Here is a 14,033-nt window from a genome sequence, read left to right as displayed (position 1 = left end):
GCTGATCCTTTGATTGCCTGCCAACAAAAACAAACCCATACAGGAATCGCTCATGATCCGAAAGACACTGACACTGGCCCCGCTGATGCTGGTCGCATCCATCAGCCAGGCGGCTGAAACGGTCAAAATCTACAACTGGTCGGACTACATAGCGCCAGACACTACGAAAAACTTCCAGAAAGAAACCGGCATTGCATTCACCTACGACGTCTATGACAGCAACGAAACCCTTGATGGCAAGCTGATGACCGGCAAATCCGGTTACGACGTGGTGTTTCCTTCGAACCACTTCATGGCGCGGCAAATCGAAGGCGGAGCGCTGAAAAAACTCGACAAGAGCCAGTTGCCGAACTGGAAGAATCTCAATCCGGTGCTGCTCAAGGCACTGCAAACCAACGATCCGGGTAATGAGCACGGCTTCCCATACCTGTGGGGCAGCACTGGCATCGGCTACAACATTGCCAAGGTCAAAGCGGTGCTCGGTGATAATGCACCGGTGGATTCCTGGGACCTGATTTTCAAACCGGAAAACATGCAAAAGCTGCAAAAATGCGGCGTGGCCATCCTCGACAACGGCCCCGAATTGTTGCCAGCGGCGCTGAATTATCTAAGCCTGCCGCATCACAGCAAAAGTCCGGAAGACTACAAAAAGGCCGAGGCCTTGCTGATGAAGATTCGCCCTTATGTCAGTTACTTCCACTCGTCCAAATACACCAGTGACCTGGCCAACGGTGACATTTGCGTGGCTGTCGGCTTCTCGGGCGACATCCTGCAAGCGGAAAACCGCGCCAGGGAAGCCAAAAATGGTGTCGACATCGGCTACTCGATTCCCAAGGAAGGCGCAGCGATCTGGTTCGACATGGTTGCCATGCCTGTAGATGCTCCGGACGAAAAGGCCGGTTATGCGTTCATGAATTACCTGCTGCGCCCCGACGTCATGGCCAGTATCAGTAACCACGTGCATTACGCCAATGGCAATGAACAGGCAGACAGCCTGATCGACCCGGCCATCAAGAATGACACCAAGGTCTACCCGAGCCCGGAAATGATGGGCAAATTGTTCGCCCTGGAAGCCATGCCACTGAACATCGACCGGATTCGGACACGGCTATGGAACAAGATCCGTACCGGTAGCTGATTCGTCAGACGGCAGCACCTGAAGGCCTCATTACCAGCCTGCTGGCGATGAGGCCGGTACATTCGACATTGTTGGTGCCCGATACGCCGCCATCGTGAGCAGCTCGCACCAGGTGAACCCCACCGGTCAGTCTTCCTTGCGAATGGTGGACACCTCGTCAGCCCTGACCTTGACCTTCGCCCCGGAAATATCCTCGAACTCGTAGAAGCCGTCCTTGGTTTTGGTTTTCGGCATGTCCTTGGTCAAATATTGGGTGCCGTTCTGCAGGGTAACCACCGTTGGGGTAGAACAACCGGCGAGTGCCAATGAGGCCGCTATCGCCACGGACATACCCAAAGTCTTGATATTCATAACTCACACTCCCACAAAAAAGACCGACTGTTGCTTTAAACAGTGCCTGTAACGCGGTTGGTGCCGTGGATCGGCGGAAAGTTCTGCGCGCCGGAAAAAATACCTGACAGCGCCGCCGCTTATCCTTTTCCGTTTGCACCGGGCAGGCCGTTGCTGGTATCTGTACGCATAACCAGTATTCGCTCCCATGGCTCCCATTCCCCGTGACTGCAAAACCCCTCGACGATCCGTTCTACTACTTGAACAACTTCATGCAAGTCATTGATTGGCTTGAACATCGCTATGCCGATGTGCTGGCTGACGAGGAGCAGCGCTTCATTACCGACTTCAAAGGGTTACCTCGCGAGTCCCGGGCCTTGCTGGTCCGCCTGATCATGCGCAAGGGCATTCACTTCAGAGCGGGTAAATTGCATTACCCCGAAATTGGCGACATCGCCGCCGCTGCCAGCCCGTTGCTGGCGTTGGCGTGGGTTGATCAACAAATGCCCCTGGCGGTGGAGACGCTGTTCGAGGTGTTGCTCAAAGCCGAAATTCTCCAATGTCTGGGTACGGCCATTGATCAGCCAAAAGGAAAAAAGTCTGACTGGCTACCGGCACTGAGCGAGCAGTTTCCCGAGGCTCGCACCTTCAGGCAATGGTGCCCGACGCTGGACGACCAGTTGTTCAGCCTGACGATCATGGGCTTGTGTGATCGCCTGCGCTTGATGTTTTTTGGCAATCTTTTCCAGGATTGGTCCGAGTTCGTGCTGGCGGACCTGGGTATCTTTACCTATGAAAAAGTCGACTTTTGCGCCGACTCGCGAGGCCTGCGCAGCCGCGAAGACGTGGATGCCTGCATGTTCCTGCACCATTGCCAGCAACTGTTCGAGGCCGGTGAAGCGCTGGGGGATGTTATCGGACAGGTCAACGGGCTGACATTGAGCAACCCATGGCTGCAAAGGCGCCGCGAGAAACTGCTGTTCCAGATCGCTCAGCATTGCGAGCGCATCGCCGATTTCGCCTCTGCGCTGACGCTGTATCGCCAGTGCAGATATCCCGGCGCGCGGTTGCGGTTGATCCGCGTACTGGAGCGCTGCGGTGAATTCGAATTGGCACTGGCGTTGGCCACCCAGGCCGAACAGGCACCGGAAAGTGCCGCCGAGCAACAAGTGCTGCTGCGGATGCTGCCAAGGCTGCGGCGCAAGCTCGGCGGGCCGCCAATGAAACGCGCATCACCCCGGCAAATGCTGCGCCTGGACCTGCAATTGCCACGCACGGACCTGGCGTTGTCGGTGGAGCATTACGTGCAGGCGCACCTCACGCAGGATGAGGCACCGGTCCACTATGTGGAAAACACGCTGATCAACTCGTTATTCGGTCTGTTGTGCTGGCCGGCGATTTTCGCGCCGTTGCCCGGGGCTTTCTTCCACCCGTTCCAGCGTGGCCCGGTGGACCTGCTCAACGAGGATTTCCATGAGCGCCGCGCAGATCTGTTCCAGGCGTGCCTGGCAGAACTCGATGACGGGCGTTATCGGCAGACCATCCGTGAACGCTTTATCGAAAAATGGGGGGTGCAATCGCCGTTCGTGTTCTGGGGAGCGCTCAACGAAGCGTTGCTGGAGCAGGCACTGGATTGTTTGCCGGCGGAACACCTCAAGCACTGGTTCAATCGACTGTTACTCGACATCAAGGCCAATCGCGCGGGCATGCCCGACTTGATCCAGTTCTGGCCGCAGCAAAAAACCTACCGCATGATCGAAGTCAAAGGGCCAGGGGATCGCTTGCAGGATAACCAGCTGCGCTGGCTGGAGTTCTGTCATGAGCACGGCATGCCGATTGCCGTTTGCTATGTGCAATGGGCGGAGCAAGCCGCTTGAGCTACAGCATTGCCGTGCGGGCGCTGTGTGAATTTACCGCCAAGGTCGGTGACCTTGACCTGCGCTTCACACCGTCGCCGACAGCGCTGGAAGGCATTGTCGGCCATCGCACGGTAGCGTCCCGGCGCAGCGAGGGCTACCAGAGTGAAGTCGCGCTTGAAGGGTTGTTCAAAAGCCTGAAGGTCAAGGGCAGGGCGGACGGCTACGATCCGACGCAGAACTGCCTGGAAGAAGTCAAAACCTACCGGGGCGACTTGAACAAGCAACCGGCCAACCACCGTCAACTGCATTGGGCTCAAGCGAAGGTCTACGGCTGGTTGATGTGCCAGAAACTGGTGCTTGAGCAGATCAATGTGGCGCTGGTGTATTTCGATATCGTCAGCGAAAAGGAAACCTGTCTGGTCGAGTCCTTCAGCGCCGGGCAACTGCAAGTGTTCTTCGAGCAGCATTGCCGACTGTTTCTACACTGGGCTGAACAGGAAGAGGCTCATCGCGAAGCACGTAATGGCGCCGCCCAGCAATTGCAATTCCCCCATGCCGGTTTCCGCCCGGGCCAGCGACATCTTGCCGAGTCCGTGTTCAAGGCAGTCAGCACCGGCCGTTGCCTGATGGCCCAGGCACCGACAGGGATCGGCAAGACCGTCGGCACTTTGTTTCCGATGCTCAAGACCCTGGCGCCGCAGCAACTGGACAAAGTGTTCTTCCTGACGGCAAAAACGCCGGGGCGCAAACTGGCCCTGGATGCCGCGCAGGTGATTCTCGACAGCGCCGATGCGCCACCCTTGCGCGTCCTGGAAATGATCGCCCGGGACAAGGCTTGTGAGCATCCAGGCAGCGCCTGTCACGGCGAATCCTGTCCGCTGGCACGGGGTTTTTATGATCGCCTGCCCGCGGCACGGCAGGCTGCCAGTGAGTTGCGTCTGCTGGATCAGAATGCGCTGCGTGAGGTCGCCCTGGCGCACCAGGTCTGTCCTTACTACTTGAGCCAGGAAATGGCGCGCTGGGCCGACGTCGTGGTGGCCGACTACAACTATTACTTCGATTTCAGCGCGTTGTTGTTCGGGCTATGCCAGGCCAACCAATTGAAAGTCGCGGTATTGGTGGACGAAGCCCACAACCTGGTGGAGCGCGGTCGTCAGATGTACAGCGCCAGCCTCGACCAGGCGACGCTCAATGGCGTGCGTAAAACCGCCCCCGAGGCATTGAAAAAGCCACTGCAACGGGTGAACCGTGAATGGAACGCCCTGCATAGCCAGCAACTCGGCGTCTATCAGGCTTATGACAAACCTCCGGAAAAGTTGCTCCAGGCGTTGTCATCCTGCAGCGCAAGCATCGGCGACTTTCTGAACGATCACCCGCAGGGGCTGGACAGCGCGCTACAGAGCTTTTACTTCGACATGCTGCAGTTTTGCCGTGTGGGCGAACTCTTTGACGAGCAGTACCTGTTCGACATCAGCAAGCGTGATCTCGATCGCAAACGCAACCTCTCGCAACTCTGTCTGCGCAACGTGGTGCCGGCGGGGTTCATCGGCCCCCGTTTGACGGCAGCGCGTAGCACCGTGCTGTTTTCCGCGACGCTCAGCCCCAGGCACTATTACGCCGACTTGCTGGGAACACCGGCGAGCACCGTGTGCATTGATGTTGAATCACCGTTTCATGCCGACCAATTGCAGGTGCACATCGTCAACCGCATCTCCACCCGTTTTGTTCATCGTCAGGCGTCACTCGCACCGATCGTTGAATTGATTGCCCGGCAGTTCAGCCAGCGCCCGGGCAATTACCTGGCTTTTTTCAGCAGCTTCGATTACCTGCAGCAAGTTGCACAGCTATTGGCCGAACGCCATCCGCAGATCAATCTGTGGTCGCAATCGCGGGGGATGACAGAGGAACAACGCCAGCAGTTTCTCGATCAATTCACCGCCGATGGCCAAGGTGTCGGCTTTGCCGTACTGGGCGGGGCGTTTGGCGAGGGCATCGATTTGCCGGGGGCGCGCCTGATCGGCGCGTTTATCGCCACCCTTGGGCTGGCACAGCTCAATCCCGTCAATGAGCAAATGAAACGGCGCATGGCGGCGATATTTGGTGCCGGTTACGACTACACGTACCTGTTTCCCGGCGTACAAAAAGTGGTCCAGGCCGCAGGCCGGGTGATTCGCACACAACAGGATCAAGGCGTGGTGATGTTGATCGATGACCGCTTTGGCGAGGGCAAGGTCAAGCAATTGCTGCCGCGATGGTGGTCTGTGGAACCAACGCTTTTTCACCCCGGCCAGTAGGATTTTTTACCTTTAAAAACATTGACATACCTTGAAGCAAACGACGATTTGAACAATCACCGAAAGCACACTTTATTGAAATGACCGGGTATCACTCTCACCCGGTTCTTTGATAAGGAAATCAAGCCATGTCAGAAACACCAAAGTACGCCCATACGCCTGCAGACGTGTCCAAAGCACTCAACGAAATCACGGCCACACTGTTCGCCGGTAAAACCGCCGAAACCCCGCCCAAACTGTTGGTCACCGCAGGATTACAGGGCTCAGGTAAAACCTATCTGCTTGAAAAGGAACTGCTGCCTTCAGGGCAATACGCCAATTATGTTCGGCTTTACTTGCCCGAGTATCGAGAAAAGCACCCTCAATACGCGGACATGATCAAGGAAGGGGTCCTGCATGCGTATGCCCACACAGAGAAGTTTGTTCGAGAACTCAGCGGCAAAATCTTTATCGAGGCTCTAACACGCAAATACAACCTCATCATGGAATGCGCCTTCGATGACATCCGCTTTTCCGATTTGTCGTCCATCGCTAATGGCTATCGTCTGGAAGCCCATGTCGTCGGTTGCAACCAGGCGTTTGCGCACGTGTCCAGCATCAAGAGGGCACTCAAAAGTCTTGAAAACGAGGAGCTGGAACGCTTTGTCAGCTATTCGGCCCTCACGGCCAGCATGAGTAACGCGCAGGCCATCCTTCTTGCGTTTGAAGCCATCGCCAAAGTGCATAGCGGTTCACAGATCCTTTTGTATGAACGCGGATTGGGGACCTTGAACGAGCGCACTTTGCGGGCTCACAGTACCTACACTAGAGATGCCAGGGACAATCTCAACGTCAGCGAGTCGACAAAGGCATACACCTACAGCGAGTACCAAGCCATCATCGACAAGAAGGTCTACACCATGGCGGAGCGTAACGAAATGGTGAAAGACTGCCATTTGGCATTGCTCAAGACTGGAGCCCACGCCAGGCAAGTGCCGGATTTTGTATATAACAACCTGTATACCTATATCGAAAAGTACGTGTACCGGTAAAATCCGCGTGGCGTCTATATGACGCAAATACTGGAGCTTTCCAATCCTGCGGTTTGTCGCATACTTCAAAGCAAGCATAAACGGGTGAGGGGTCAATGAGCGAAGATCGAACCAATACCGACGGATTCGAGGACAAGCGACTTCGTTTGTTGATCGATGCGGTGGTTGACTATGCGATCTACATGATTGATCCCGATGGCATCATCACTAGCTGGAACGCCGGTGCCAGGCGTTTCAAGGGGTATGACGAAGACGAAATCCTTGGTCAGCACTTCTCGCGTTTTTACACCGAAGAGGATCGCCGTGCCGGGTTGCCGCAAAAGGCCCTTGATACGGCGATTCGAGAAGGGCGTTTCGAAGGTGAAGGCTGGCGTGTACGCAAGGACGGCACGTATTTCTGGTCTCACGTGGTGATCGATCCGATTCTCGATCCAACAGGCAAGTTACTGGGGTTCGCCAAGATCACCCGCGACCTGACCGATCGCAAAATGGCTGAAGAAACCCTCAAGCAAAGCGAACAGCAATTCCGCTTGCTGGTGCAAAGTGTCACCGATTACGCCATCTACATGCTCGATCCCCGCGGCCATGTGACCAACTGGAACCTGGGGGCCCAGCGCATCAAGGGCTATTTGCCGGAAGAGGTCATCGGCCAGCACTTTTCAATGTTCTACACGCCCGAAGACCGCGAGGCTGGCGAACCGCTACGCACGCTGAGCATCGCTACGAATGAAGGGCGATTCGAAAACAAGGGTTGGCGCGTTCGCAAGGACGGCACGCGTTTTCTGGCCCACGTGGTGGTCGATCCGATTTGGGGAGAAACCGGCACCTTGCTCGGTTTCGCCAAGATTACCCGTGACATCACTGAAGTCACCCAGGCGCAACAAGCCCTGGAGCAAACCCGCGAGGCATTGTTCCAGGCGCAGAAAATGCAAGCCATTGGTCAGCTCAGCGGCGGGATTGCCCATGACTTCAACAATTTGCTCACGGTGATTCTTGGCAATCTGGAGATTGTGCGCAAACGCCTGGCCGATGATCCGAAAATCGTTCGCCTGCTGGACAATGCGACCCAGGGCGCGCAGCGCGGTGTTTCACTGACTCAAAGGATGCTGGCATTTGCCAGACGCCAGGAACTGAAATCCGAGCCGGTCGAAATTCCCGTGCTGGTGCAAGGCATTTCCGGCTTGCTGCGCAGTTCGCTCGGGCCGTCAGTGGTTCTGCAAACCCGCTTTCCTCCAGAGATCGAACCGGTCATGGCGGATGTCAATCAGCTGGAACTGGCCGTGCTCAACCTGGTCACCAATGCCCGTGATGCAATGCCCAACGGCGGCACGATCATCATCAGCGCCCGTAAAGCCGATGCCCGGGATGAGCCCCGGCCTTTACCCGATGACGGGCGCTATGTCTGCCTGAGCATCAGCGACACCGGGGACGGCATGGATGAGGCCACTCTGGGATCGGCGATGGATCCGTTTTTCACCACCAAAGGGCTTGGCAAAGGCACCGGGCTGGGTTTGTCGATGGTCCATGGATTTGTCGAGCAACTGGGCGGGCGGTTCATTCTCAAAAGCCAAAAGAATCACGGCACCACAGCCGAACTGTGGTTACCCGTCGCATCGGAGGGAGCGGTAGCGGTCCAGGTTGCCGACCCAGCCAAAACGCCAGAGACCCATCGGTTGTGTGTGTTGGTGGTCGATGACGACAGCCTGGTACTGACCAGCACGTGCCTGCTGCTCGAAGACCTCGGCCATCGGGTTATCACCGCGACGTCAGGTGCTCAGGGGCTTGAATTGTTTGAGGTCAATCCCACCATTGATCTGGTGATCACCGACATGGCAATGCCAGAAATGAACGGTGCACAACTGGCGGATGCGATCCGCGCCGTGAAACCCGACATACCGATCATTCTCGCTACCGGCTACGCCGAGCGACTGGAAGGCTTCGCTGCCAGGCTGCCACGGCTCTCAAAGCCGTTCACCCAGCTCAATCTGGTGAAATCGATTGCCTCGGCAATGAAATAACTGCGCAAAAAAAGGCCTGACGAAAGCCAGGCCTGTGTGTGTCGTGGCTCATCAGGCAGCCATGTGCGATTCGCTGAATTGCTTTTTGAGCTGGGTTTTCAGGGTTTCCATTTGTGTTCCGAGTTCTTCCAGTTCAGCTTTGCCGAGCAATTTCTTCGCTTGAGGAAACATTTCAGTCTCTTCCTCTTCAATGTGGTGCTCCAGCAACTCCTTGACCACTTTGACGCGACCGGCGAATTCAGGGGTCGACGGGTCGGTGTGTTTCAGATCCGGCAAAACCAGTGAATCAACGGTGCGGTGTTCTTCCTTGGCTTCGTAATACATGACGTCCTGTTCTTTGCCGCCGGCTTTTTTGTACGCCGGATACAGAATTTCTTCTTCGAGACGGGTGTGAATGGAAATCTCCATTTCCAGTTTGTTAAGCAGCTCTGTGCGTTTTTTTACGCCGCGCTCGGTGGATTCGCTCAATTGGCTCAAAATGCCCTTTACGCGTTCATGGTCGGCTTTCAACAGGTCGATGGCATTCATGGTCAGGTCTCTCAAATCGTCACGGATGGGGTAGGGCGCAAACGGTCTCGATGCCGAAGGTCGCTCATGGGAATGGAGCATTTGTCGTGCCGTTTCTGACTGATTTATAAAAACCTGAAACATCAAAGACATAGGATTGAGTGCTGGCAAATGGAAGTCATGCAGGGTGCATGAGTTCGAAGATTGACTCATGCAGTTCGCGGTCCTGCCACTGGCTTTTTGCGCTGCTCATAACGGGCAAGGACCGGCTGGGTGCTGATGCCGTGGATCAAAATGCTAAGCGCGACCACGGACAATGTCAGGTCAGTGCATAGCGTCGCCACCGCTGGGTTCAGCCCGTGATTGAGGACATAGAACAGGTAATAAAAGCTGCCGATCCCGCGTATGCCGAACCAGCCGATCAGCAGTCGTTGCCGACCGTCGAGCAGGTTCCCCCAAGGTATGAGCGCGACACTCATGGGACGAATCAGGCAAAACAACACCCCTGCGATGGCCAGTGCGCGCCAATCCCAATGCGCCATCAACACCACGCCGAGCAGCGTCACCAAAAAAACTTCCATGGCACGTTCCACCAGACTGCCGAAGGACAGCATGTCGCCGATCATGATCCCGGCCGCGACTTGCGTTTCCTCCAGATGCTCCACGTCGCCATGCAGAGCAGCATCAGGCTCGACGTTCTGATGGCCGACCACCGCTTGGACCAGATGCTCTGCCGGTGGTTGGGAATCTCCCGTGGATTTGACCTCCGCACCACGCAGGCCGAGGCCCGCAGCGAATACCGAAAGGAACCCGTAGCCATGCACCGACTCGGCGGCGACATAGGCCAGTGCGATCAGGGCAAAAGTCAGGTAATCATTGGGGGAAACTGTGCTGTCGGCGTTTCTGATGCGCATCGACAAGGTCAGCCGGCCGATGCCACGGCCCATGCAATAACCGATCAGCAAACCGGCGGGAACTGCCCACAACAGTCGTTTGAGCGCCCATTCATCGAGCCAGGCTGCGGATGAGGCCTCACCCTGTTGAATAAACAGCAGGCCGAGGATCACAAACGGAAACGCGATCCCGTCGTTCAACCCGGCTTCGCCGGAAAGCCCGAAGCGGACAGGATCGTCATCCTTGGCATCATTGACTTGAACCAGCGATGCCAATACCGGGTCGGTCGGCGCCAGTATTGCGCCGATCAGCAGCGAAGGTCCCCACGCCAGATCGAAAACAAAATGCAGCATCAGGCAGACGCCGGTGATGCTCAGGAGCATCACCGGTCCCGCCAGCCCATAGGCCACGCGCCATTTGCGATCCTTGAGCGGCAGCCGCAACTTGAGCCCGCAGACGAACAAAGAAAAGAGCACCGCGACTTCCGTCAGGTGCTCCATCCAGAACGACGCGTCCTTGATATCCAGCCTGAGCCAACCGAGGCCTGCCGGCCCGATGGCCACGCCCAGCAGCAGGCACACTGCCGATGTGGTCACCGGCATCCACCGCAGGTACGACGAGGTGAGTGCCAATGTCAGCAGCACGGCCCCCAGCACGGCGACCCAGATGATGAAGCTCATGGCTTCGGTGTTCAACCGACAGTAGCGCGCAAATACTCAGGCGTAAGCACGTTGAACCACAGCAGGATCATTTCCACCAGGATGGTCACCAGCACCAACAGCCCGACGCCCCAGACGCAAGCGGAGTTGAGCAGGCCTTGTTCCTTGCGCTCATGCATGAACGTCGGCAAGCCAACGAACAGCAGGAAGGTCGAGTAGACCGACGCCGCGCCTAATACCAGGATGGCCAGCCAGCGGCTCGGGTACAGCCCCGCAATACCGGCGAGGAAAAACGGGGTGACGGTGTAGGCGGCAAAACCGATGCATTGATTGAGAGTCGGGCGTGCGTCGAAGGTACGCGACATCCAGCGGATGAACATGCCCATTACGGCGACGCCCACGAGGATGCTGACGTAAAGCAGTATGCACAGTTGTAACGCACTGGCCGCGCTGAGCTTGACCGTTTCGTTTTCCGCCAGGCTCCAGCCTACGTAGGTGGTCCCAATGAACAGACACACCGGGGGGATCAAAGCGAGCAACAGCAAATGTGCAAGATAATGACGTGGATGCGCTTCCTCTTCCTTGCGAATATCCGTCCACGCATAGTTCGGTTGAGTAAACAGCTTGACGATAGGTGCGGACATGGCGACCTCCTGATATCCAAAGGCCCGCCTGAGGTGGGCCTATGGAGTGTTGAGCGCCGCAAGCGTCGACCGGTTCCATTTTTCGGGATCGCCGGGCATCAGAGGATAGGCTTGCCACCCGTGACGCCATAGCGCTGGCCGGTGATGTAGCTGCCTTCGTCGCTTGCCAACAGCACATAGATGGGCGCGACTTCAACCGGTTGCCCGGGGCGCCCAAGGGGGGTATTGCCACCAAAATCCTGCACCTTGTCTTCAGGCATGGTCGAAACGATCAGCGGCGTCCAGATTGGCCCAGGCGCGACGCTGTTTACCCGAATGTTCTTCGGTCCCAGCATCTGGGCAAGGCCGGCAGAAAAATTGGCAATCGCGCCCTTGGTGGTGGCGTATGCCAGCAGCGTCGGGTTAGGAAAGTCCGAGTTGACCGAACTGGTGTTGATGATCGAGCTGCCCGGCTGCATATGTTTGAGTGCTGCCTGGCAAATCCTGAAAATGGCCGTGATGTTGACGTCGAAGGTCATCACCCATTCTTCATCGGGAATGTCTTCGAGGTTTTCGTGGGTCATCTGGAAAGCGGCGTTGTTGACCAGCACATCGATGCGTCCGAAGCGCTCGACGGTTTTCTCGACCAGTGCCTGGCAATGCACTTTGTGCGCCAGGTCGCCGGGTAGCAAGAGGCATTGGCGCCCAGCCTGTTCGACCCAACGGGCGGTTTCCTCGGCATCTTCCTGTTCATCAAGGTAGGCAATGGCCACATCCGCGCCTTCACGGGCAAACGCTATCGCCACCGCACGGCCAATGCCGCTGTCGCCACCAGTGATCAGGGCAATCTTGCCGTTCAGGCGTCCCGAGCCTTTATAGCTTTGCTCGCCACAGTCCGGGTACGGATCCATTTTGCGCTGGGAGCCAGGGACGGGTTGCTGTTGTTTCGGGAAGGGTGGTTTTGGGTATTCGTTCATCATCAATCTCCGGTCTCAGGCGGGGGAGTCAAAGGGTTGACCCTGGCGTTTTGGCTTGAGTTCGGTTGGATTTTTGATGGTGGGAAAACGTTAGCATCCTGTGGCGAGGGAGCTTGTCGGATCGCCGCACCGTCCCGTTGGGCTGCGCAGCAGTCCTTTTCAGGGCCGCTTCGCGCCCCAGCGGGAGCGAGCTCCCTCGCCACAGGTACAGTGTTCGTCCTTAAGTGCGCTTCTGCCGGGGGATTTATCAGGCCCTGAGGTTGCGCAAACTGCGCTCCATCCGCGCAATGCCTTCTTCGAGCAGCGAGCGCGGGCAGCCGAAATTCAAGCGCACGAACTGCCGGCCGTCATCACCGAAATCCAGGCCCGGGCTCAAACCGACCTTGGCCTGTTCGAGAAAGAATTGCTGTGGGTTGTCCAGCCCCAGCGCCGAGCAGTCCAGCCAGGCCAGATAAGTGCTCTGCGGCACGTTCATGCTGATGCCCGGCAAGCGGCTGCGCACGGCGTCGACCAGATAATCACGATTGCTTTGCAAATAGTCCTTCAGCGCGGCCAGCCATGGCCCGGCTTCGCTGTAAGCGACGCGCGTGGCTTCCATGCCCAGCGGGTTGACGCTGTCGACCATGCCGCAGCGGGCATGGTTGACCTTCTCGCGCAGGTGGCGATCCTGAATGATCATGAACGAGGTTTTCAGCCCGGCGATGTTATAGGCCTTGCTCGCCGACATCAGCGTAATGGTGCGCTGGGCGATTTGCGGGCTGAGGGAGGCCATCGGAATGTGCTGGCGGCCGTCGAAGCACAGTTCGGCGTGGATTTCGTCGGAGATGATCCAGGCACCGTGCTCCAGGCAGATGTCGGCGATCGCTTGCAGTTCGGCCCGAGGGAATGCTTTGCCCAATGGGTTGTGCGGGTTGCTCAGCAGCAGGGCGCCGCCACCTTGCAGCGACTGGCTCAACGTGGCCAATGGCGTGATGTAGGTGCCGTCGGCTTGCGGATTGAAATTCAACTCCACCTTGTTCAGGCCCCAATGCCCTGGCGCGTGGCGCAGCGGCGGGTAGTTCGGCACTTGCACGACAACATTCTGTTGCGGCTGCACCAATGCCTTGAGGGCCATGTTGAAGCCCGATTCGACACCCGGCAGGAAGATCAGCTCTTGCGGCTCGACTCGCCAGACGTACTTGTTCCACAAATCAGCAACGATGGCTTCGCGCAGGTCATCCTGAGCCACGCTGTAGCCAAGCAACGGATGCTCCAGACGTTTTTGCAAGGCCTGGACGATCACTGGTGGTGCCGCGAAATCCATGTCGGCAACCCACATCGGCAACACGTCGGCCGGGTAGCGGCTCCACTTGGTACTGCCGGTGTGGTGGCGGTCGAACACCTGATCAAAATCGAAAGTCATGCGCAAATCTCGTAAAGGCTGGTTAATCATGCCGGCCATGATAAGCGCCAATCCCCGGCAACACATCCCCTGTGGGAGCTGGCTTGCCAGCGATGGGGGCCGGTCAGACGGCGAAATGGTGAATGACACGACGCTATCGCTGGCAAGCCAGCTCCCACAATGTTCTGTGGTTGTCCGCAAATGCCCGACGGTCGGTTGTCATGGTGATTTCGACAGCCTTGTCTACTATTTCAGGTGTCGGCAGCCAGACTGCCGCCACCGTGATTGTCCAGAAAAGTCCGGCAATGCACCGGATTTCCAC

At 57.2% G+C, this 14,033-nt stretch carries 11 protein-coding genes; 5 read left to right on the top strand and 6 right to left on the bottom strand.

What is annotated here, in order from left to right; all coding sequences use genetic code 11:
• The first annotated feature begins 52 nt into the window (after positions 1 to 52).
• Positions 53 to 1,138 (top strand): polyamine ABC transporter substrate-binding protein, encoded by a 1,086-nt coding sequence (locus ASD60_RS18490; RefSeq protein WP_056855384.1) that lies wholly within the window; start codon positions 53 to 55, stop codon positions 1,136 to 1,138.
• Positions 1,139 to 1,264: 126 nt separating this feature from the next.
• Here ASD60_RS18490 and ASD60_RS18485 read toward each other — a convergent pair whose 3' ends face one another.
• Positions 1,265 to 1,489: a YgdI/YgdR family lipoprotein gene (locus tag ASD60_RS18485; protein WP_056855383.1), complete on the bottom strand. Its 225-nt coding sequence runs from the start codon at positions 1,487 to 1,489 to the stop codon at positions 1,265 to 1,267.
• A gap of 203 nt (positions 1,490 to 1,692) precedes the next feature.
• Here ASD60_RS18485 and ASD60_RS18480 point away from each other — a divergent pair, with 203 nt between their 5' ends.
• The 4 genes from ASD60_RS18480 to ASD60_RS18465 all read left to right on the top strand — a co-directional run bounded on the left by ASD60_RS18480 (position 1,693) and on the right by ASD60_RS18465 (position 8,670).
• The gene (locus ASD60_RS18480) at positions 1,693 to 3,345 is read left to right on the top strand and encodes a VRR-NUC domain-containing protein (RefSeq protein WP_056855382.1); all 1,653 of its coding nucleotides are present in this window, start codon (positions 1,693 to 1,695) and stop codon (positions 3,343 to 3,345) included.
• Positions 3,342 to 5,621 carry an ATP-dependent DNA helicase gene (locus ASD60_RS18475; protein ID WP_056855592.1) on the top strand — a complete coding sequence of 760 codons (2,280 nt, stop codon included), beginning with the start codon at positions 3,342 to 3,344 and terminating at the stop codon, positions 5,619 to 5,621. Before ASD60_RS18480 ends, ASD60_RS18475 begins: the two co-directional genes overlap by 4 nt.
• Before the next feature lie 128 nt (positions 5,622 to 5,749).
• Positions 5,750 to 6,652, top strand: coding sequence for a zeta toxin family protein (locus tag ASD60_RS18470; RefSeq protein WP_056855381.1), 903 nt, complete (start codon positions 5,750 to 5,752; stop codon positions 6,650 to 6,652).
• A 95-nt stretch (positions 6,653 to 6,747) separates the two neighbouring features.
• A complete protein-coding gene (locus ASD60_RS18465) occupies positions 6,748 to 8,670 on the top strand; it encodes a hybrid sensor histidine kinase/response regulator (protein ID WP_056855380.1) in 1,923 nt (640 codons plus the stop codon).
• Between the two features lie 51 nt (positions 8,671 to 8,721).
• Here the strand turns inward: ASD60_RS18465 and ASD60_RS18460 are convergent, their stop codons facing one another.
• The 5 genes from ASD60_RS18460 to ASD60_RS18440 form a co-directional block, all read right to left on the bottom strand.
• Complete coding sequence (locus tag ASD60_RS18460; RefSeq protein WP_056855379.1) at positions 8,722 to 9,198, bottom strand: hemerythrin domain-containing protein; 477 nt, start codon at positions 9,196 to 9,198, stop codon at positions 8,722 to 8,724.
• A 188-nt stretch (positions 9,199 to 9,386) separates the two neighbouring features.
• Positions 9,387 to 10,751, bottom strand: coding sequence for a cation:proton antiporter (locus ASD60_RS18455; RefSeq protein ID WP_056855591.1), 1,365 nt, complete (start codon positions 10,749 to 10,751; stop codon positions 9,387 to 9,389).
• 11 nt (positions 10,752 to 10,762) lie between these two features.
• Positions 10,763 to 11,374: a Yip1 family protein gene (locus ASD60_RS18450; RefSeq protein WP_056855378.1), complete on the bottom strand. Its 612-nt coding sequence runs from the start codon at positions 11,372 to 11,374 to the stop codon at positions 10,763 to 10,765.
• A 98-nt stretch (positions 11,375 to 11,472) separates the two neighbouring features.
• Entirely contained in the window at positions 11,473 to 12,330 is an 858-nt protein-coding gene (locus ASD60_RS18445; RefSeq protein WP_056855377.1) for an SDR family oxidoreductase, read from the bottom strand.
• Positions 12,331 to 12,577: 247 nt separating this feature from the next.
• Positions 12,578 to 13,732, bottom strand: coding sequence for a MalY/PatB family protein (locus tag ASD60_RS18440; RefSeq protein WP_056855376.1), 1,155 nt, complete (start codon positions 13,730 to 13,732; stop codon positions 12,578 to 12,580).
• Positions 13,733 to 14,033 lie beyond the last annotated feature (301 nt).

It is taken from the genome of Pseudomonas sp. Root562 (assembly GCF_001427125.1).
In the GTDB taxonomy this organism is placed as follows: Bacteria; Pseudomonadota; Gammaproteobacteria; order Pseudomonadales; family Pseudomonadaceae; genus Aquipseudomonas.
The sequence above is the reverse complement of the archived record's forward strand: the minus strand, read 5'-3'. Positions and strand labels throughout refer to the sequence as shown.

Excerpts from the sequence above, each read along its gene's own strand:
- ASD60_RS18490 (WP_056855384.1), top strand. The coding sequence starts at position 53 with ATGATCCGAAAGACACTGACACTGGCCCCGCTGATGCTGGTCGCATCC.
- ASD60_RS18485 (WP_056855383.1), bottom strand. The coding sequence starts at position 1,489 with ATGAATATCAAGACTTTGGGTATGTCCGTGGCGATAGCGGCCTCATTG.
- ASD60_RS18470 (WP_056855381.1), top strand. The coding sequence starts at position 5,750 with ATGTCAGAAACACCAAAGTACGCCCATACGCCTGCAGACGTGTCCAAA.
- ASD60_RS18465 (WP_056855380.1), top strand. The coding sequence starts at position 6,748 with ATGAGCGAAGATCGAACCAATACCGACGGATTCGAGGACAAGCGACTT.
- ASD60_RS18460 (WP_056855379.1), bottom strand. The coding sequence starts at position 9,198 with ATGAATGCCATCGACCTGTTGAAAGCCGACCATGAACGCGTAAAGGGC.
- ASD60_RS18455 (WP_056855591.1), bottom strand. The coding sequence starts at position 10,751 with ATGAGCTTCATCATCTGGGTCGCCGTGCTGGGGGCCGTGCTGCTGACA.
- ASD60_RS18450 (WP_056855378.1), bottom strand. The coding sequence starts at position 11,374 with ATGTCCGCACCTATCGTCAAGCTGTTTACTCAACCGAACTATGCGTGG.
- ASD60_RS18445 (WP_056855377.1), bottom strand. The coding sequence starts at position 12,330 with ATGAACGAATACCCAAAACCACCCTTCCCGAAACAACAGCAACCCGTC.
- ASD60_RS18440 (WP_056855376.1), bottom strand. The coding sequence starts at position 13,732 with ATGACTTTCGATTTTGATCAGGTGTTCGACCGCCACCACACCGGCAGT.